A 19,140-nucleotide genomic window follows, 5' to 3' on the forward strand; every position below is an offset into this window, starting at 1 on the left:
GCGGAGCGGCCGTGCGAGCCCTCTTGTTGCGGGTGCGGGCATCTGCTTGACTCCGCCGCCGTGACGCCACCTCACGGGCGGAGGAACCCGATGGACATCACCCGCAGACGTCTGCTCACCGCGCTGGCGGCGACGGGCCTGCTGTCCGTCGTCCCGGCAGGGCCGGTGGGCGCGGCCCGGGCCGCGGGGGGCCTCGCGCGGCTGCGGGCCAACACCGTGGCGGTGTTCGCCGGGACGCCGGAGTCCAACGCGCGCCCGGAGACCGCCGAGAGGATCGCCGCCGTGGAGCGGCTCGCGCGGACGCATCTCGCGGCCATGGACGCGGCGGGCGACGGCGAGCTGTTCGCCGGTCTGCCGCTCGGCAGCGACGACGCGAACCTGAACACCGCCTACCGCCGCCTGTACGAGATCGCCCTCGCCACCCGGACCCCCGGCGGCGGCCTGCACGGCGACACCGTCACCGCCCGCCGCGTCCTCGACGGCCTGGTCCTGCTCCACCAGCGGTACTACGGGGATCAGTCCAAGGGCTACTACGGCAACTGGTTCCACTGGGAGATCGGGATCTCCCAGCACGTCAGCAAGACCCTCGTGCTCCTGTACGACGAGGTGCGCGCGCACCGTCCGGGCCTCGTCGGCACCTATGTGACGTCCATGGACGCCTATCTGCGCAACGGCACCGACGGCGACGTGGATCTGGACTCGCGGTTCCACACCGGTGCGAACCTGGCGGACATCACGACGAACCGCGTCCTCCAGGGCGCGCTCCTCGGCGACGAGGCGCGCGTCCGCAAGGCCCTCACGGACCAGCTGACGGTCTTCGTCACCATCGACCCCTACCGCCTCGTCCACGGGGTCACGGACGGCCACTACGCCGACGGCTCCTTCATCCAGCACGCGTCCGTCGCGTACACCGGCTCCTACGGCAAGGGGCTCCTGACGCGGGTCGTGCAGACCCTGAAGATCCTGGAGGGCACCGGGTTCGCGCACGGCGAGAAGCTGGTGCCCGTCGTCCACGGGTGGGTGCGCGACGGATTCGCGCCGGTGATCTTCGAGGGCTGGATGATGGAGATCGTCAAGGGGCGGGCGGTGTCGCGGACCGACTCCGGCTACGCGGACACCGCGGTCGTGGCGGAGGCCGTCGTCGACCTCTCCTCGCTCGCCGACGGGCCCGCGGCCACCGCCCTGAAGGGGTACGTCAAGCATCTGCGGGACACCTCGCGCACGCCGCTCGACCCGGCCCGCTTCGTCTCACCCGTCAGCGCCGTCCGTTACGCCGACATCCTCGCCGACGCCTCCGTGCCCGCCGCCGACCTCAACCCCGCCGCGCGCAGCGTCGCCTTCAACGCCATGGAGCGGACCGTGCACCGCAGGCCGGGACACGCGTTCGCGCTCGCCCGCAACTCGGTGCGGATCAGCAAGTACGAGTACATGAACGGCGAGAACCTCATGCCGTGGTTCCAGGGCGAGGGCGCGCACTATCTGTATCTGGCGGGGCAGGACCAGACGGGCGCCCACGGCGTGGACTACTTCACCGCGGTGTCGCCGTACGCCCTGGCCGGGGTGACGGCGCCGGTCGAACGGCGCCGCACCGTCCCCGAGCTGTACGGCAAGCCGTACTACGGCAACCCCGGCCATCCGCTGCGCTTCACGTCGTCGTCGGAGTCCCAGAACCGCTACGTGTACTTCCCGCGCGGCACCCACGCGCACTCCGGCGGTGTGGTGCTCGGGGCGTACGGCACGGCCGCGATGGTGCAGTCCGACGACGCCGCCTACGCCGACCGGGAGTTGCTGCCCGACGACTTCGTGGTGCACCGGGGGGCGTCGGCCACCAAGTCGTGGTTCCTGTTCGACGACGAGGTCGTCGTGCTCGCCGCGGGGGTCGGTGACCGGGCGGGCCGCGCGGTGACGACGGCGGTGGACACACGGATCGCGGCGCCGGACGACGAGATCCTCCTGACCGGTGTGCGCCGTGACGGCGGCGCCTGGTCCGGCACGGGCAGCGCGGAACTGCGCTGGCTGCGCTACGCCAACCGCACCCGGGGAGACTCCGTGGGCTATCTCTTCCTCGACACGCCCCCGGTGCGGGTCGCCCTGGACCGGGTCACGCGCAGCCGCCGCGTGGTGCGCACCGCCAACCCGGACACCGCCGTGACCCGCCAGGTCCTCGGTGTGGGCGTCGACCGGGCGGCCGGGGCCGGGTTCGGCAGGCTGGCGTACGCGCTGGTGCCGCACGCGACCGCGGCACGCCTTCGCGGCTACGCGAGCGGGCCGCTCAGGGTGCTCGCCAACTCGCCGCGCGCCCAGGCCGTCGCCCACGGGGGCCTCGGCCTCACCGGCGTCAACACCTTCACCGAGGGGCCGCACGACGTGGGGGTCCTGCGGGTCACCGGTGCGGCCTGCGTCCTGGTGCACGAGGCGCGGCGCGCCGGGACCCTGCGGGTCGCCGTGTCCGACCCGACCATGGGCCGGGACCGGGTGGGCGTCCTGGTGCGGGGGCGGCGGCTGCGGGTGGTGGACGCGGATCCGGGGGTGCGGGTGCGCGCGGTGGGCGGGGGCACGTGGATCGACGTGGACACCCACCACGCGTACGGGCGGAGCTTCGCGGTCACGCTGCGCGGGAGGCGGTGAGGCACGGCACGCCCGCTCCCGTCGGGTCGGGCGCACCCGCTCCCGTGGGGCACGGGTAGCCCGCCCCCGGCCTCAGGCCGCCACGGTGTCGTGGTGGATGGGCGTGTGCGCGCCCCGCAGCGGCACCCCCGTGCCGCCGCGGCGGGTGGCGACGATCTCCGCGGCGATGGACAGGGCCGTCTCCTCGGGGGTGCGGGCCCCCAGGTCGAGGCCGATGGGCGAGTGCAGCCGGGCCAGCTCGGCGTCGGTGACGCCCGCGTCGCGCAGCCTGCGGTCGCGGTCCTCGTGGGTGCGGCGCGAGCCCATCGCGCCGACGAAGGCGAGCGGCATCCGCAACGCCCGCACCAGGACCGGCACGTCGAACTTGGCGTCGTGGGTGAGCACGCACAGGACGGTCCTGGCGTCGGTCCCGGCACGCTCCAGATAGCGGTGCGGCCAGTCCACGACGACCTCGTCGGCCTCGGGGAAGCGCTGCGGGGTCGCGAACACCGACCGGGCGTCGCACAGCGTCACGTGGTAGCCGAGGAACTTGCCCGCGCGCACGAGCGCCGCCGCGAAGTCGACGGCGCCGAACACGATCATGCGGGGCGGCGGCACGCTCGACTCGACCAGGAGGGTGAGGCCGCCGGGGCAGTGCGCGCCGTCCTCCGACACCTCGACGGTGCCGGTGCGGCCCGCGTCGAGCAGCGCCCGCGCCTCGGCCGCCGCGGTGCGGTCGAGGATTGGCGCGCCGCCGAGCCCGCCCTCGTACGCGCCGTCGGGCCGTACGAGCAGTGTCCTGCCGAGCAGCTCGTCCGGGCCGCGGGCCACCCGTACGAGGGCCGCGGTCTCCCCCGCGGCGGCCGCGGCGAGCGCGGCCACGTGCACCGGGCGGTCCGGCGTGCCGACGCCCACCGGGGTGACCAGGATGTCGATGACGCCGCCGCAGGTGAGACCCACGGCGAAGGCGTCGTCGTCGCTGTACCCGAAGCGCTCGACGACGCTCACGCCGTCCTGGAGCGCCTGGGCGCACAGCTCGTACACCGCGCCCTCCACGCACCCGCCGGAGACCGAGCCGATGACCGTGCCCGCACGGTCGACGGCGAGGGCCGCGCCGGGCGGGCGCGGGGCGCTGCCGCCGACCGCCACGACGGTGGCGACGGCGAACTCGCGGCCCTCGTCGGCCCACCGGCGCAGCTCGTCGGCGATGTCAAGCACGGGTGCTTCCCTCCGGTACGGCGCCCGCCGCCGCGAGCACCCGGTCCGGGCGGATCGGCAGGGCGCGGTGGCGTACGCCGGTGGCGTGCCGGACGGCGTTGGCGATCGCCGCGGCGGCGCCCACGATGCCGATCTCGCCGATGCCCTTGATGCCGACGGGGTCGTCCGGGTCCGGGTCGTGCACCCAGTCGGCCTCGATGACGGGCACGTCGGCGTTGGCGGCGAAGTGGTAGCCCGCGAGGTCCCCGTTGGCGAGGCCGCCCGAGACCCGGTCCCTGATCGCCTCCTCGTGCAGGGCCATGGACAGTCCCCAGATCATGCCACCGACGAACTGGCTGCGCGCGGTGAGCGGGTTGACGATCCGCCCCGCGGCGAAGATGCCGAGCATCCGGCGCACCCGCACCTCACCGGTGCCGACGTCGACGGCGACCTCGGCGAACTGGGCGCCGTAGGAGTGCCGTTCGCGTTCGGCGAGCGCGCCGACGGCCTCCGTGGTGTCGGAGCGCACGGTGATCCCCTCCGGCGGCAGGTCGGCGGACAGGGCGAGGCGTTCGCGCAGCTCGGCCGCGGCGGCCATGACCGCCCAGGACCACGAACGCGTGCCCATCGAGCCGCCGGAGAGCCAGGCCTGGCCGAGGTCGCTGTCGCCGATGCGCACCCGGACCCGGCCCGGGTCCGCTCCGAGGGCGTCGGCGGCCACCTGGACCAGCGCGGTGCGGGCCCCGGTGCCGACGTCGGCCGCGTTGATGCGGACCGTGAACGTGCCGTCGGCCTCGGCGGTGACGGCCGCGGTCGAGGGGGCGACGCCCGCGGGGAAGGTGGCCGCGGCCGTGCCCGTGCCGAGCAGCCAGCGGCCCTCGCGGCGCACGCCCGGGCGCGGGTCACGGCCCTCCCAGCCGAAGCGGCGGGCGCCCTCGCGGAAGCAGGTGAGCAGTTCGCGGTCCGCGAAGGGCAGTCCCGTGACGGGCCCGACGGCGGGTTCGTTGCGGGCCCGCAGCTCGATGGGGTCGATGCCGCACTTCTCGGCGAGCTCGTCGATCGCGGACTCCAGGGCGAACGAGCCGGGCGCCTCCCCCGGCGCCCGCATGAACGTGGGCGTGGGCACGTCGAGGCGCACCACGTGGTTGGCGGTGCGCAGCGCCTCGGCCTCGTACATGGCGCGGCCGTAGCCGCCGGTCGCCTCGACGAACTCGGTGAGGGTGGAGGTGAGCGAGACCCCGTCGTGGTCGAGGGCGCGCAGCCGTCCGTCGGCGTCGGCGCCGAGCCGGACGCGCTGCGCCGTGGGGCTGCGGTAGCCGGTGAGCGAGAACACCTGGCGGCGGGTGAGGACCACCCGCACCGGGCGCCCGACGACGGTGGCCGCCATCACGGCGAGCACGTTGTGCGCGCGGACCCAGCCCTTGGAGCCGAAGCCGCCGCCGATGTGCTCGGAGCGCACGCGCACGGACGCGGGGTCGAGCTGGAACAGCGCGGCGAGGTCGGTGGCCGTCATCATGGTGCCCTGGCTGGTGTCGACCACTTCGAGGCGGCCGCCGTCCCAGCGCGCCGTCGCCGCGTGCGGCTCCATGGCGTTGTGGTGCTGCTCCGGGGTGGTGTACACCTCGTCCACGACCACGGTCGCGGCGGCCAGCTCGGCCTCCAGGTCGCCCTTCTCCGTGACGGCGGGGCCCTGGACGGTCGTTTCCGGCGTGTAGCGGTCGGGGTGCTGGGGGTCGAAGGCGACGTCGTGCGGCTCGGTGTCGTACTCGACGACCAGCGCTTCGGCGGCCTCCCTGGCCTGTTCGGAGGTCTCGGCGACGACGAGCGCCACCGGCCAGCCGACGTGCGGCACCCGGTCCCGCTGGAGGATCTCCGCGACCGGGTCGGGCCCCATCATGCCGACGAAGCCCTCCTGGAGGCGGGGCGCGTTGCCGTGGTGCAGCACCGCGAGCACACCGGGCATCTCCCGTACGGGCGCGTCGTCGAGGGAGCGGACGCGGCCGCGGGCGACGGTGGACACCACGATCCAGCCGTGCGCGAGTTCGGTGAACGGCACCTCCGCGGCGTAGCGGGCCGCGCCGGTGACCTTGTCGAGGCCCTCGATGCGGGTGCGTGCGGTACCGACGGCACCCGTGGCCCTGGTCGTTCCGGTCGCTGTCGTCATCGCTTCGCCCCTTCGGTCGGCTCGGTCTGCTCGGCGGGCCCGGCGATCCCGGCGAGTTCGGTCAGCAGTGCCACGGTCACATTGCGCAGCAGGGGCACCTTGTACCCGTTGTCGGGCAGGGGCTCGGCCGCGGCCAGTTCGGCGTCCGCGGCGGCGGCGAAGGCGGCGGCCGTGGCGGGGCCGCCGGTCAGCGCGCGCTCGGCCGCACGGGCGCGCCAGGGCCGGGACGCGACCGCGCCGAACGCGAGGCGCACCTCGTGCACGACGCCGTCCCTGACGTCGAGCGCCGCGGCGGCCGACCCGATGGCGAAGGCGTACGAGGCGCGCTCGCGGATCTTGCGGTAGCGGGAGTGGGCGGCGACGGGGGCGGGCGGCAGGGTGATGCCGGTGATCAGTGCGCCGGGCGGCAGCGCGGTCTCGCGGTGCGGGGTGTCGCCGACGGGGAGGTAGAAGTCCTCCCACGCCGACTCGCCGGGGCCCGAGGCCGTTTCGTAGGAGACGACGGCGTCGAAGGCGGCGAGCGCCACCGCCATGTCGGAGGGGTGCGTGGCCACGCAGTGCGCGGACGCGCCGAGGATCGCGTGGTTGTGGTGGACGCCGTCGAGGGCGGAGCAGCCGCTGCCGGGCGTGCGCTTGTTGCAGGGCCTCGCCGTGTCGGCGAAGTAGCCGCAGCGGGTGCGCTGGAGCAGGTTCCCGCCGACGGTCGCCATGTTGCGCAGCTGGCCGGAGGCGCCCGCGAGGACCGCCTGCGCCAGGGCGGGGTAGCGGCGCCTGACCTCGGGGTGCGCGGCGAGGTCGCTGTTGGTGACGGTCGCGCCGATGCTGAGGGCGCCGTCGGCCGTCACCTCGATGCCGTCCAGGGGCAGTTCGCTCACGTCCACGAGCAGCGCGGGGCGCTCGACGCCGGACTTCATCAGGTCGACGAGGTTGGTGCCGCCGCCGAGGAAGCGCGCCTCGGGGGCGGCGTCGAGCAGGGCGAGGGCCCCGGCGACGTCGTGCGCCCGCTGGTATCCGAACTCCCTCATGCCAAGGCCTCCTCGGTCTGCGCGCCGCCGTCACGTACCTCGTCGGCGGCGCGTGCGACCGCCTCCACGATGGCCACGTAGGCGCCGCAGCGGCACAGGTTGCCGCTCATGCGCTCGCGGATCTCGGCCGCGTCGAGCGGTGCCGGCTTCGCGTCGGGTCGTACGTCGGCGGTCGCGGCGCTCGGCCAGCCCGCCGCGTGTTCCTCGATCACCGCTATGGCCGAACAGATCTGTCCGGGCGTGCAGTAGCCGCACTGGTAGCCGTCGAGGTCGAGGAAGGCCTGCTGCACCGGGTGCAACCGGTCGCCGTCGGCGACGCCCTCGATGGTGGTGATCTCCCGGCCCTCGGCGGCGACCGCGAGCTTCAGGCAGGACAGCGTGCGACGGCCGTCGACGAGGACCGTGCAGGCGCCGCACTGGCCCTGGTCGCAGCCCTTCTTCGTGCCCGTCAGATCGAGGCGCTCGCGCAGTGCGTCGAGCAGGGTGGTGCGGTGGTCGACGGGCAGCGTGTGCTTCTCGCCGTTGACGTTCAGGGTGATGCCGCTGGACGTCTCGGTGGCGCTGGACGTCGGTGGAACCATGATCGGCCTTCTTTCGCGGTGTACGGCGGGCGCCGGGGTGCGCGGGGCACCGTGGTGCGGGTGACGCGGAAGGAGAGCAAGGAGAGCGGGTGTCCGGGTGACGCGGAACGCAAGCGGGGGGTGCGGGTGACGCGGAACGTGAGCCGGGGGGCGCGGGTGCAGCGCAGCAGGTCGCGGGCGTCGTCGACCGAATGCATTCGGCCACGTCTCCCGCTATGGTGGAGTGGACTCAAACGGACATCTGTCCGTTTATTGTTCGAGAACCTAGCGGACAACTGTCCGCTTAGCAACCCCGGCCCCTGTCGGCCGGCCCCCTGCCGACCTTCGGAGGCGACGAGTGCGGGAGAAGAGAGAGACCCCCCTGCGCTCGGACGCGCAGCGCAACCGCGAGCGCATCCTCGCCGTGGCCCTGGAGGAGCTGACCCGCTCCGGCGACGCCCCGCTGAGCACGATCGCCAAGAAGGCGGGGGTCGGCCAGGGCACGTTCTACCGCCACTTCCCGAGCCGGGAGGCCCTGGTCCTCGAGGTCTACAAACACGAGGTGCGGCAGGTCGCCGAGGCCGCGCCCCGGCTCCTCGAGACCCATCGGCCCGAGCGTGCCCTGCGGGAGTGGATGGACCGCCTCGCCCGGTACGCCATGACCAAGGTCGGCCTCGCCGACGCGATGCGCGCGGCGACCACCTGCCACGGCACGCTGAAGAGCGTGGCGCAGGGCCCGCTCACGACCGCCGTCACCCTGCTCCTCGACGCCAACGAGCGGGCGGGCACCATCCGCCCCGGCCTCACCCCCGACGACTTCATGCTGGCCATCGCCGGGCTGTGGCAGATCGACCCGCGGCAGGAGTGGCAGCAGCGCGCCGACCGCCTCCTCGACCTGGTCATGGACGGGATGCGGGCCGGCGCGCCGGGCACACGCGCACAGGCCGAGTGACGGCGCGGGACTGTCCCCGGGCCCGCGCCCGTGTCCGAGCCGCCCGGCAGGGAGTGACTCGCCCCCGGCAGGGAGTGACTCGCCCCCCGGCGGCGGAGTCACTCGTTCCGGCGGGCAGTCACTCGCCCTGGCGCAGAGTCACTCGCCCCCGCTCAGCCGCCGGGCAAGGGCGGCGACGGTGGGGGCCTCGAAGACCGCCCGGATGCCGAGGGGCACGCCCAGCGCGGCGCGGACGCGTGACACCAGCTTGACGGCGAGCAGGGAGTGCCCGCCGAGGTCGAAGAAGCCGTCGTCGACTCCGACGTTCGGTACCCCGAGGGCGTCCGCGAACAGCTCGCACAGGGCGGCCTCGGTCGGGTTGCGCGGCTCGCGCCCCGGCTGCCGCCCGCCCGCCTCGTCCGGTGCGGGCAGGGCGCGCCGGTCGAGCTTGCCGTTGGGGCTCAGCGGCAGCCGGGCGAGGGGGACGAAGGCCGCGGGCACCATGTACGCGGGCAGACGGCGCGCCAGGTGGGCCCGCAGCTCGTCCTCGCCCGGTGCCGGTCCCGCGCCCGCGGCCGGTACGCAGTACGCGACGAGCCTGCGATCCCCCGGCCGGTCCTCGCGGACGACGACCGCGGCCTGCGCGAGACCGGGGTGGGCCACGAGGGCGGACTCCACCTCGCCCGGCTCGACCCGGAAGCCACGGATCTTCACCTGGTCGTCCGCGCGCCCCAGGTACTCCAGGTTGCCGTCCGGACGCAGCCGGGTCACGTCACCGGTGCGGTACATCCGCTCGCCGGGGGCCCCGAACGGGTCGGGGACGAACCGTTCGGCCGTGAGCCCGGGCCTGCGCACATAGCCGCGGGCGAGCCCGGCACCGGCGATGTACAACTCGCCCGGCACACCCACCGGAACGGGCTGGAGGCAGGAGTCGAGGACATAGGTGCGGGTGTTGCGGACGGGGCGGCCGATGGGCGGGGCGTCGCCCGCGGCGCCGGGTTCGCCCCGCTCGTCGAGGTCGTCGGAGAACCACGCCGTGGTGTAGACGGTCGCCTCCGTCGGCCCGTACACATTGACGATCCTGGCGCCGGGCACCGCCGTCCGGATCCCCGCCAGGGTGTGCGCGGGCAGGGCCTCGCCGCCCAGCGCGACGACCGACGCCCCCAGGCTGACGTCGTGATGGCTCACCAGCTCCGCTAGGGCGGAGGGCACGGCGCAGAGGAGGCTGCCCCGCCACTGCCCGGCCGCGGGCTCACCGAGGGCGAGGACGTCGGGGACGACCTCGACGACACCGCCGGAGAGAAGCGGCCCGAAGATCTCGAAGACGGAGACGTCGAAGGTGAGCGGGGTGGCGGCCAGGGCGTGCGAGAGGTGCGGGCGGCCCAGGGCCTCGCGGCCCCACAGGACCAGGTCCACGACGTTGGCGTGCGGGACGAGGACGCCCTTGGGCCGGCCGGTGGACCCGGAGGTGTAGAGGACGTAGGCGCCGTTGGCCGGGGTCAGGGGCGCGGTGCGGTCGCTGTCGCGCGGGCTCCCCACGGGCTCGTCGAACCCGGCCGGGTCCACCGGGCGGGGGGCGGTGGCGTCCGGCGCCTCGTCCACGTACAGGCGCGGCACGTCGTCGGGCAGCGCGCAGCCGACGTCGTGGGCCGTCACGACGCAGCCGGGCGCGGCGTCGCGGAGCATGAAGGCGATGCGGTCGGCGGGGTGGCGCGGGTCCACCGGCAGATAGGCGGCGCCGCTCTTGAGGACGGCGAGAAGGGCGACGACGAGGTCCGCGGAGCGGTGCAGGGCCAGGGCCACGACCTGCTCGGGCCCGGCGCCCGCGGCGATGAGGCGGCGGGCGAGCCGGTCGGCCCGTGCGTTCACCTCCGCGTAGGTGAGCCGCACGTCACCGCAGCGGACGGCCGGGGCGTCCGGGGTGTGCGACACCTGCCGTTCGAAGAGGTCGGGCACCGTGAGGGGCGGCACGGGCCGCCCGGTGTCGTTCCACTCCTCGATGAGCAGCCGCCGCTCCTTGGCGCTCAGGACGTCGAGCCGTCCGATGGGCAGCGCCGGGTCGTCGGCGGCGGCGCGCAGGAGCCGGGCGAGGCGGCTCGCGACGGTGTCCACGCCCTCGGGGTCGAACAGGTCGGTGCTGTACTCGAAGAACCCCGTCAGGCCGGCGGGCCCGCCGTCGTCGGTGAAGCGCTCCTCGATGTTCAGGAGCAGGTCGAAGCGGGCCGAGCCCGGGTGCAGGAGATCGGTGGTGATCTCCAGGCCCTCGGTGTCGAGGCGCGGCGCCGGTGCGTTCTGCACGACGAGGGACACCTGGAAGAGCGGGTGCCTGCCGATGACCCGGGGCGGGTTGAGGTCGTCGACGAGGTACTCGAAGGGCACGTCCTGGTGTTCGTAGGCACTCAGGGACACCTCGCGGACCCGGTCGAGCAGCTCCCGGAAGGTGGGGTTCCCCGAGGTGTCGTTGCGGATGACCAGGGTGTTGACGAAGAAGCCGACGGACCGGTCGAGGCCCTGGTCGGTGCGGCCCGCGATGGGGGAGCCGATGGGGATGTCGGTACCGGCGCCGAGCCGGGTGAGGAGCGCGGCGAGCCCCGCCTGGAGCACCATGAACAGGCTGGTGCCGGTGTCCTTGGCAAGAGCGGCCAGGCGTCGGTGCAGCTCCGCGTCCCAGGCGAGGGAGAGCGTCTCGCCGCCGTGGCCGGGCGTGGCGGGGCGGGGCCGGGCGGCGAAGGGCAGGTCCACCTGGTCGGGCAGGTCCGCGAGGTGGCGCCGCCAGTAGGCGAGCTGGTGGGCGAGGGGGCTCGCCGGGTCGTCGGGGTCGCCGAGGAGCTCGCGCTGCCACAGGCCGTAGTCGGCGTACTGGACGGCGGGGGCGAGCGCGGGCGCCGCGGCGGTCCCCGGTGCCGTCGCCGCGCGTGCCTCGTACGCCGTCACGAGGTCCTCCGCGAGGGGCGCGAACGACCAGCCGTCGCAGGCGATGTGGTGGACGAGCAGGAGCAGCACGTGCTCGGTGGCGCCGACGCGGAACAGACGCGTGCGTACGGGGATGTCGTGGGCCAGGTCGAAGGGGTGGCCCGCGGCGGCGGCGAGCGCCTCGGGCAGCCGGGCCTCGGTCGTGGGGACGACATCGAGCGGCGGCCTGGCCCGTTCCGGCGCCAGGATGTGCTGCCGGGGTTCGCCGTCGTGCTCGGGGAAGACGGTGCGCAGGGACTCGTGGCGGGCGACGAGGTCGGCGACGGCCGCGCGCAGGGCGGGGACGTCGAGGTCGCCGGTGAGGCGCAGCGTCCAGGGCACGTTGTAGGCGCGGCTCATGCCTTCGAAGCGGTGCAGGAACCACAGGCGGCGCTGGGCGAAGGACAGCGGCAGCGGGTCGGGGCGCGCGCCGGGCCGCAGCGCGGGACGGGTGCGGGGGGCCGCCGGCGCGTCGGCTGCTCCCCGGGCTCGCAGGTGTTCGGCGAGCGCGGCGACGGTGGGGTGCTCGAAGAGGACGCGGATGGTGAGTTCCGCGCCGAGGCGGGCGCGGACGCGGGCTGCCAGGCGGGTGGCGAGGAGCGAATGCCCGCCGAGCGCGAAGAAGTCGTCGTCGATGCCGATGCCCTCGACGCCGAGCACCTCGGCGAACAGGGCGCACAGCGCCTCCTCGCGCTCGGTGCGCGCGGCGCGTGCCGACTGCGCCTCGACGACCGGCGCGGGCAGCGCGGCCCGGTCCAGCTTGCCGTTCACGGTCAGCGGCAGCCGCTCCAGGAGCACGACGGCCGACGGCATCATGTAGTCGGGCAGGCGCTCGCGCAGGTGCTCGCGCAGGGCGGCCGTGAGCTGCCCGCCGCGGCGGGCGGTCATCGGGCTCGTCGCGTACGTCAGCGGGTCGCCGGGGGCGCCGTCGGGTTCGTACGCCTCGAGGACGGCGCCCTCGTCACCGGCGCCGCGGCCTTCGGCGCTCCGTACGAAGAGGGCGTCCACCGCGTCCAGGGCCGTGGCTGCCGGGGCGACGGCGACGCGGTAGCCGCAGCGCTCCCCGAGGCGGTACAGGTCCTCGGGTTCGACGCCGTGGGGTTCCGGTGCCAGGAGGCGGTGCGCGTCGGCGACGGCGGCGCCGTTGTCGAAGGCGCGGGCGGCGGCGGTCTCCTGGGCGGTGCGGCGGTTGGGGATGCCGAGCACCCGGAGGCGGGCGGGGGCGTGGCGCTCCAGGTGCGCGGCGAGGGCGTCGGTGTCGGGCACGTCGTCACCGAACCGCAGCCGCGTCGCGGGCGCCGGGTCCCTCGTGACGGGGGTCTTGTGCAGGACGGCGTCGTAGCGGTACCGCGTCATCTCGTTGTGCCGGGTGCCGCGCCGCACCTGGATGTCCACCGCGCCGACCGTGTCCTCACGGGCCGCGAAGGCGTGGAAGAAGTCGGGCGCGAGCAGCAGTTCCTCCTCGCGTACGAGGGCTCGCTCGACGGCGTGCCGCACGGTGGCGCGCTCGGCGTCCGGGGCCGCCCGGCGCAGTTGGACGGCGGTGCCGAACGTGCGCAGGGTACGCAGGTCGCGTACGTCGCCGACGAGGACGGCGCCGCCGGGCGCGGTGCGCTCCAGTGCCTGCCCGAGGACGTCGAGGAGGTAGTCGGCGCTGGGGAAGTACTGGAGCACGGAGTTGATGACCACGACGTCGAAGTGGCCTGCGGGCAGCCCTGTGGTGTCGTGCGCGGCCTGGTGCCGCAGGTGCACCCGGTCGCCGAATCCGGGCCTGGCGGCGACCTCGCGGCGCAGATCGTCCAGGGCGCGGCGGGAGATGTCGGTGCCGACGTACTCCTCGCAGTCCGGGGCGAGGTGGGCGAGCAGCAGTCCGGCGCCGACGCCGATCTCCAGGACGCGGCGGGGGCGCAGGTCGCGGACGCGGCGCACGGTGGCGTCGCGCCACTCCCGCATGTGGTCCTGCGCGAGGGGCCTGCGGTCGGCGTAACTGTCGTACCAGCTGGCGAAGTTCTCCCCGAACCCGGGCCGCGAGACCGCCACACCGGTGCCCCGCGCGGCGACGGCCGCCGTCCCTCCCGCGGCCCCGGCCGGCCCGGCGGCGCCCGCGCCCGCTGCGGCGGCGCCCCCGTCAGGCCCGTCGGCGGCGCCCCCGTCAGGCCCGTCGGCGGCGGCCGCGTACTGCGCGTCGAACACCTTCTCCCACTCGTCCACCTGGCGCGCCGCCGCGCCGTCGGCCGCGGTGCCGCCACCCGGCTCCCGGCGGAACTCCGGCACCACGTAGGCGACCAGGCGCCGGTCGCCGGGGCGGTCCTCGCGGGCGACGACGGCGGCCTGGCGGGCGGCGGGGTGCGCGGTGAGGGCGGCCTCGATCTCGCCCGGTTCGACGCGGAAGCCTCTGATCTTGATCTGCTGGTCGGCGCGGCCGATGAACTCCAGGTCGCCGCGGTCGGTGCGGCGCACGACGTCGCCGCTGCGGTACATGCGGGCGCCGGGCGTACCGAACGGGTCGGCGAGGAAGCGCCGCGCGGTCAGGCCGGGGCGGCCGAGGTAGCCGCGCGTGACGCCGTCCCCCGCGACGTACAGCTCCCCCGCCACGCCGGGCGGCACGGGCCGCAGCGCTTCGTCGAGCACGTACAGGGCGAGATCGCGGATGCCGGAGCCGACCCGGCTCGGGGCGCCCGGGACCGCGTCCGCCGCGGTGAGCCGGGTCAGGGTGGTGTGGACGGTCGTCTCGGTGATGCCGTACATGTTCACGAGCACCGGGGCGTCGTCGCGGTGGCGCCCGTACCAGGGGGCGAGCTTGCCGAAGTCGAGCGCTTCGCCCGCGAACACCACCAGGCGCAGGGCGAGTTCGCCGTCCTGCGGGTCGCGCGCCCGGTCGGCCTCCATCAGCGGGAGGAACGCGGACGGCGTCTGGCTGAGGACGGTGACCCCTTCGGAGGCGAGCAGCGCCCGAAAGCGCTCGGGCGTCCGGCTCGTCTCGTACGGCACGACGACGAGCCGCCCGCCGTGCAGCAGGGCGCCCCAGATCTCCCACACGGACACGTCGAAGGCGTAGGAGTGGAACAGGCTCCACACGTCGTGCTCGTCGAAGCGGAACTCGTCGGCCGTCTCCGTGAACAGGCGGACGACGTTGTGGTGCGAGACGACCACGCCCTTGGGGCGGCCCGTGGACCCGGAGGTGTAGATGACGTACGCGGCGGCCCCGGGGGTGAGGGGTGCGAGGCGGTCGGCGTCGGTGGGGTCGGTGTCGGGGCGGGCGGCCAGTTCCTCGACGGTGCCCCGGGCCCCGAGCACGAGGCGGGGGACGCCGGTGCCGGTGGCGGGCGGGTCCTGGCTCACCAGCAGCACCGGGCGGGCGTCGGCGAGCGTCCGGTCGACGCGCTCCGGCGGGTGGTCCAGGTCGAGCGGCAGGTACCCGGCGCCCGTCTTCAGGACGGCGAGGATCGCGACGACGGCGTCCACCGAGCGCGGCAGGGCGAGCGCGATCAGGCGTTCGGGGCCCGCGCCGCGGGCGAGCAGGGCGTGCGCCAGGCGGTTGGCGCGGGTGTTGAGCGTGGCGTAGTCGAGGTGTTCGCCGCCGAGGCTCAGCGCCGTGCGGTCCGGGTGCCGGGCCACCTGGGCCTCGAACAGGTCCGTGAGCACGGCGCCCCCACGGCGGGCGGTGCCCTCGCGGGGGTCCTGGGTGTGTCGCTGCCGCCGGTGGTCCGCGAGTGCGCCCTGCACTGCGGTGACGGCACGGTCCGATCCGGTGATAGCCATTGCCCAGCCCCTTGCTCGCTCGCCGACGCCGTTGCGTTGTGTCGTTCGTGACGCGCTCGTGCCGTGTGTGCCGTGGGTGTGCCGCCGTTCGCCTTCCGGACCCGCGAGGGCGGGGGTTGCGTCACCCGGGCGGGCGGCTGCCCGGCGCGAGGACGCGCAGGAGGTTCTCGCGGAGCAGCAGCTCCCGGTCCTTCCTCGACACCCCGGCGAAGACCGTCGGGCCCTCGACGACCTCGGCGACCAGACCCTTCAGGCCGCCGTTCAACCGGCCGAGCGGCCAGTCCGTACCAAAGATGATCTTGTGGTTGATGCCCATCCTGAACAGCTGGTTCAGATGCTCGGGCCAGGAGGACAGGCTCGGTGCGCTCGCGAACCCGCCGGTGTCCACGTACACATTGGTCCTGTACGCCGCCAGATAGGCGCTGACCTCGACGTGGGTGAGCCCGCCGTGGCCGAGGACGAACGGGACGGCGGGGAAGTCCCGTGCCACCCGGTCGATCCGCATCGGGTGGGCGGGGCCGTAGTCGAGGCTGCGGGCCGTGGGACCGGTGTGCACGAACACCGGCAGGGCGCGGGCGGCGCAGATCTCGTAGTACGGGTAGAGGCCCGGGTCGGACGGCGAGTAGCCGCACGGCGGGTACAGCTTGACGCCGTCGAGGCCGTACGCGTCGACCATCTGCTCGAAGTCCCGCACGCCCTCGGGTCCGCGCCGCGGGTCCACGCCGATGTAGACCCAGAACCGGCCGGGGTGCCGCTGCCTGATCTCGTGGTGCAGCCGCGCCGCCTCCGCCGGTTCGGCGGTGCCCGCCATCCGCAGCCCGAAGTCGGGCACGAGCAGCACGGCGCGCTCCACCCCGGCCGCGTCCATCTCCGCCACGAGGCCGTCGGCGAGGTGGTCCTCGTGCTGTGCGGCCAGCCCGTCGGCGATCCGCCCCGGCTTCGGGGCGGCCCCCATCGAACCGAGCCTGCACAGCACGTTGCTCGCCACGTCCTCGACGAAGGCCCGCGGGATGAAGCGGCTCGACGCCACGTGGCAGTGGCCGTCGTACACCGCCGTCATCCGACGCAGTGCTTGATCAGGCCCTGGATGCTCACGCCGTGCAGGGGGTCGTAGGTGGCGAAGTCGAAATCGGCGTCCGCCTGTTCCTCCAGGTACGAGATGAGGCCGACGACGGCCATGGAGTCGAGCAGACCGGTGTGGCTCAGATTGGTCCGCGGCCCGATGACCATGTCCGACTCGCCCTCGATCCACCGCTCGACCCATTCGACGAGCAGCTTCTCCAGCTCCGCCACATCCGCGCTCATGCCCGGCCTCCCCGGTTCGTCGTGTCCTTCGTGGTGTCGACGGTGTCGACGCGTGCGCCCCCGACCAGGCGGAGGCTGTTGCCGCCCATGATCATCCTGCGGTCGGCCTCCTTGACCCCGGCCACCGCGGGCTGCCCCTTGGCGAACGCGGCGACCAGGCCCGGCAGCGACTCGGAGAGCCGGTAGGACGGCCAGCAGGTGCCGAAGAGGATCTTGTGGCCGATGCCGAGCCGGAACAGCCGGTTCAGGTGGGCCTGCCAGCCGTCCGCCGCGAGGACGGAGTGGAACTGGCTGATGTCCAGGTGCACATTGGGCCGGTGCGCGCACAGGTACGTGGCCTCGTCGACGTGGGTGACCCCGCCGTGCCCGAGGATGAAGTTCACGTCGGGGAAGTCCCTGGCCGCCTCGTCGAGCAGCAGCGGCATGCCGTACGCGAAGTCGAGCGGCCCCCAGCCGGGGCCCGTGTGGCTCAGCACCGGCAGGCCGTGCGCGCGGGCCACCTCGAAGTACGGGTACAGACGGCGGTCGCTCGGCGAGTAGCCGCACAGCGGGTACAGCTTCAGGCCCGCGAAGCCGTACTCGGTGACGCACCGCTCGAACAGGTCGACGCCGTCCTGTCCCGCGCGCGGGTCCACGCCCCAGAACACCCGGAAGCGGCCGGGGTGCCGGCGGTTCACCTTGTCCAGGTGCCCGGCGAGTTCGGGGGGCGTCAGCGCGCAGCGTGCCACGTGCGAGTAGTCGGGGACCACGAGGAACGCCTCGTCGACCCCGGCCTCGTCCAGCTCCGCGACGAGCCGGTCCGCGTCGTCGTCCTGGTGCACCGCGAGCACCCGGTCCAGCATCCGCTCGGGCCGCACGGCGTGTCCGTACGCGGTCAGGCGGTGGTGCGCGTTGGCCGCCTGGTGCTCCAGGAACTCGCGCGGGATGGCGAGTTGGCTGCCGAGCTGGACCTGCGCGTCCACGATGGGGTGCCCGGGGAGCACGGACCCGGCTGCGCTCATCGGGAGCCCGCCCCCGGGTCGGCGGCACCGGGAGCGCCGGACGTGCCGGACGTGCCGGAGTCCGTGGTTCCGGTGGTGCCCGGGCCCGTGTCCGCCGCGATCCGCTCCGCGAAGTGCTCGGCCGCGCGGGCCCGGCTCAGCTTCATGTTGGCCGTCATGAAGGCGGGGTCGGACCGCAACGGGGTGGCGGAGAAGACGAGGGACATCACCCGCTCATGGGCGTCGAGCGCCGCGTTGACCTCGTCGATCTGCTTCTCCACGCGGGCGCGCAGCGGGGCGTCGCCGGGGTCGGACGTGGTGACGATCGCACCGAGCCGGTTCGACTGGGGCGTGGGTACGACGACGATCTCCGAGACTCCGTCGACACCGGCGAACGCCGCCTCGATCTCGGCCGGGTGCACCTTGCGTCCGCTGCCGAGCGCGATGACGTCCTTCTTGCGCCCGATCAGGGTGAGGAACCCCTCCTCGTCCAGGCGGCCGTAGTCGCCGGTGAGGATGGAGCCGTCGGGACGGAAGATGTCGGCGGCGGACGGGTCGCCGTCGGTGTCGAAGTAGCCGCGGCCGAGCGGCGCGTCCCGGGTGATGATGACTTCGCCGTCGTCGAGGAAGGTCACCGACTCGGGGTCCATCAGCTGCCCGACGGTGCCGACCCGGTGCCGGTCCGGGGTGTTCCAGGCGACCATGCCGGTCTCGGTCAGGCCGTAGGCCTCCAGGAGGGGCACCTCGCGCTGCCAGTAGCCGTCCAGGGTCTCGCGCCGGATCGGCGCCATTCCTGTGATCATGAAGCGGATGCGTCCGCCCAGGAAGTCGGCCAGCGAGGCGTCGCCGCCGGACTTCACGTACAGCTGGAGGGCGGTGTCGTAGAAGACGGGCGGGCCGATGAGGAAGGTCGGGCTCTCCTTGCGCACGGCCTGGAACACCCGCTGGTAGGGCGCGAGCACCAAGTCGGCGCCGAGCCAGAGGCAGAGGTAGACCGAGAGCCGCTGCTGGTAGTTGGGGAGCGGCAGGAAGATCAGATGCCGGTCGCTCCCGGTGATGCCGAAGGACTCGATGAAGCGGTTGATGACGTACTCGGTCCCCTTGGCGCTGATCTCCAGGCCCTTGAGCTGCCCGGAGGTGCCCGAGGAGTAGACCAGGCTGTGGACGTCGTCGACTTCGAGCACCACGGCGCCGGCCGCGACCGAGCCCGGCGCGGGGGCGCCGTCCGGGCGGACCACGGCGGGTGTGCCCGCGGGCACGGACGCGTCCGCGATCAGCAGGGCCAGGCGGTGCCGGGCGATGAACTCCCCCGGGTCGGGGATCTCCACGGTGTCGGCGAAGGCCTTGAGCCGGGCGCCGGTGGCGAGCACCGCCAGGTCCCAGGCGAGCCAGTCGACGCTGTTGCCCGCGCGGATGCCGATGACGTGGCCGGGGCGCACGCCCGCCGCCGTCAGCTGTCCGGCCCGGGCGCGGGCCAGGGCGGTCAGCTCGGCGTGGGTGAACTCGCGGCGCTTGCCCGCGACGTCGAGCTCGACGACGCGGGCGGTGGTGCGGTCGGTGGAGCGGTCCAAGAGGCCCGCGAGGTTCATGCTCACGTGTCGCCCGACTTCCTTTCCTGCGGGGTCGGTTGCTGGGTGGTCGGTTGCTGCGTGCCCGG

11 protein-coding genes are annotated in these 19,140 nt (G+C 74.4%); 2 read left to right on the forward strand and 9 right to left on the reverse strand.

Features of this window, described 5'->3' with window-relative positions; translation table 11 throughout:
- The first annotated feature begins 90 nt into the window (after window positions 1-90).
- Window positions 91-2,628: a polysaccharide lyase family 8 super-sandwich domain-containing protein gene (locus ACH4DX_RS06320; RefSeq protein ID WP_398154213.1), complete on the forward strand. Its 2,538-nt coding sequence runs from the start codon at window positions 91-93 to the stop codon at window positions 2,626-2,628.
- Between the two features lie 72 nt (window positions 2,629-2,700).
- On the opposite strand, the gene ACH4DX_RS06325 is transcribed toward ACH4DX_RS06320, so the two are convergent.
- From ACH4DX_RS06325 to ACH4DX_RS06340, 4 genes are read right to left on the reverse strand one after another with little or no spacing between them, the layout of a single operon-like run.
- Entirely contained in the window at window positions 2,701-3,825 is a 1,125-nt protein-coding gene (locus ACH4DX_RS06325) for an XdhC family protein (RefSeq protein ID WP_398154214.1), read from the reverse strand.
- Window positions 3,818-5,968, reverse strand: coding sequence for a xanthine dehydrogenase family protein molybdopterin-binding subunit (locus tag ACH4DX_RS06330; protein ID WP_398154215.1), 2,151 nt, complete (start codon window positions 5,966-5,968; stop codon window positions 3,818-3,820). The genes ACH4DX_RS06325 and ACH4DX_RS06330 overlap by 8 nt, the downstream gene beginning before the upstream one ends.
- Complete coding sequence (locus ACH4DX_RS06335) at window positions 5,965-6,993, reverse strand: FAD binding domain-containing protein (protein ID WP_398154216.1); 1,029 nt, start codon at window positions 6,991-6,993, stop codon at window positions 5,965-5,967. The genes ACH4DX_RS06330 and ACH4DX_RS06335 overlap by 4 nt, the downstream gene beginning before the upstream one ends.
- The gene (locus tag ACH4DX_RS06340) at window positions 6,990-7,574 is read right to left on the reverse strand and encodes a (2Fe-2S)-binding protein (protein WP_398154217.1); all 585 of its coding nucleotides are present in this window, start codon (window positions 7,572-7,574) and stop codon (window positions 6,990-6,992) included. Before ACH4DX_RS06340 ends, ACH4DX_RS06335 begins: the two co-directional genes overlap by 4 nt.
- 337 nt (window positions 7,575-7,911) lie before the next feature.
- On the opposite strand from ACH4DX_RS06340, the gene ACH4DX_RS06345 reads away from it, so the two are divergent.
- On the forward strand, window positions 7,912-8,505 hold the full coding sequence (locus ACH4DX_RS06345) for a TetR/AcrR family transcriptional regulator (RefSeq protein WP_398123238.1): 594 nt from the start codon (window positions 7,912-7,914) through the stop codon (window positions 8,503-8,505).
- 138 nt (window positions 8,506-8,643) lie between these two features.
- On the opposite strand, the gene ACH4DX_RS06350 is transcribed toward ACH4DX_RS06345, so the two are convergent.
- The 5 genes from ACH4DX_RS06350 to ACH4DX_RS06370 form a co-directional block, all read right to left on the reverse strand.
- Window positions 8,644-15,198: an amino acid adenylation domain-containing protein gene (locus ACH4DX_RS06350; protein ID WP_398154218.1), complete on the reverse strand. Its 6,555-nt coding sequence runs from the start codon at window positions 15,196-15,198 to the stop codon at window positions 8,644-8,646.
- Between the two features lie 121 nt (window positions 15,199-15,319).
- Window positions 15,320-16,258: an amidohydrolase family protein gene (locus tag ACH4DX_RS06355; RefSeq protein ID WP_398154219.1), complete on the reverse strand. Its 939-nt coding sequence runs from the start codon at window positions 16,256-16,258 to the stop codon at window positions 15,320-15,322.
- Window positions 16,255-16,503 carry a hypothetical protein gene (locus ACH4DX_RS06360; protein WP_398123235.1) on the reverse strand — a complete coding sequence of 83 codons (249 nt, stop codon included), beginning with the start codon at window positions 16,501-16,503 and terminating at the stop codon, window positions 16,255-16,257. The genes ACH4DX_RS06355 and ACH4DX_RS06360 overlap by 4 nt, the downstream gene beginning before the upstream one ends.
- A complete protein-coding gene (locus tag ACH4DX_RS06365) occupies window positions 16,500-17,504 on the reverse strand; it encodes an amidohydrolase family protein (RefSeq protein ID WP_398154220.1) in 1,005 nt (334 codons plus the stop codon). The genes ACH4DX_RS06360 and ACH4DX_RS06365 overlap by 4 nt, the downstream gene beginning before the upstream one ends.
- On the reverse strand, window positions 17,501-19,072 hold the full coding sequence (locus tag ACH4DX_RS06370; RefSeq protein ID WP_398154738.1) for an AMP-binding protein: 1,572 nt from the start codon (window positions 19,070-19,072) through the stop codon (window positions 17,501-17,503). Before ACH4DX_RS06370 ends, ACH4DX_RS06365 begins: the two co-directional genes overlap by 4 nt.
- Window positions 19,073-19,140: the final 68 nt, after the last annotated feature.

It is taken from the genome of Streptomyces sp. NPDC017940 (assembly GCF_044328435.1).
Taxonomy (GTDB): Bacteria; Actinomycetota; Actinomycetes; order Streptomycetales; family Streptomycetaceae; genus Streptomyces.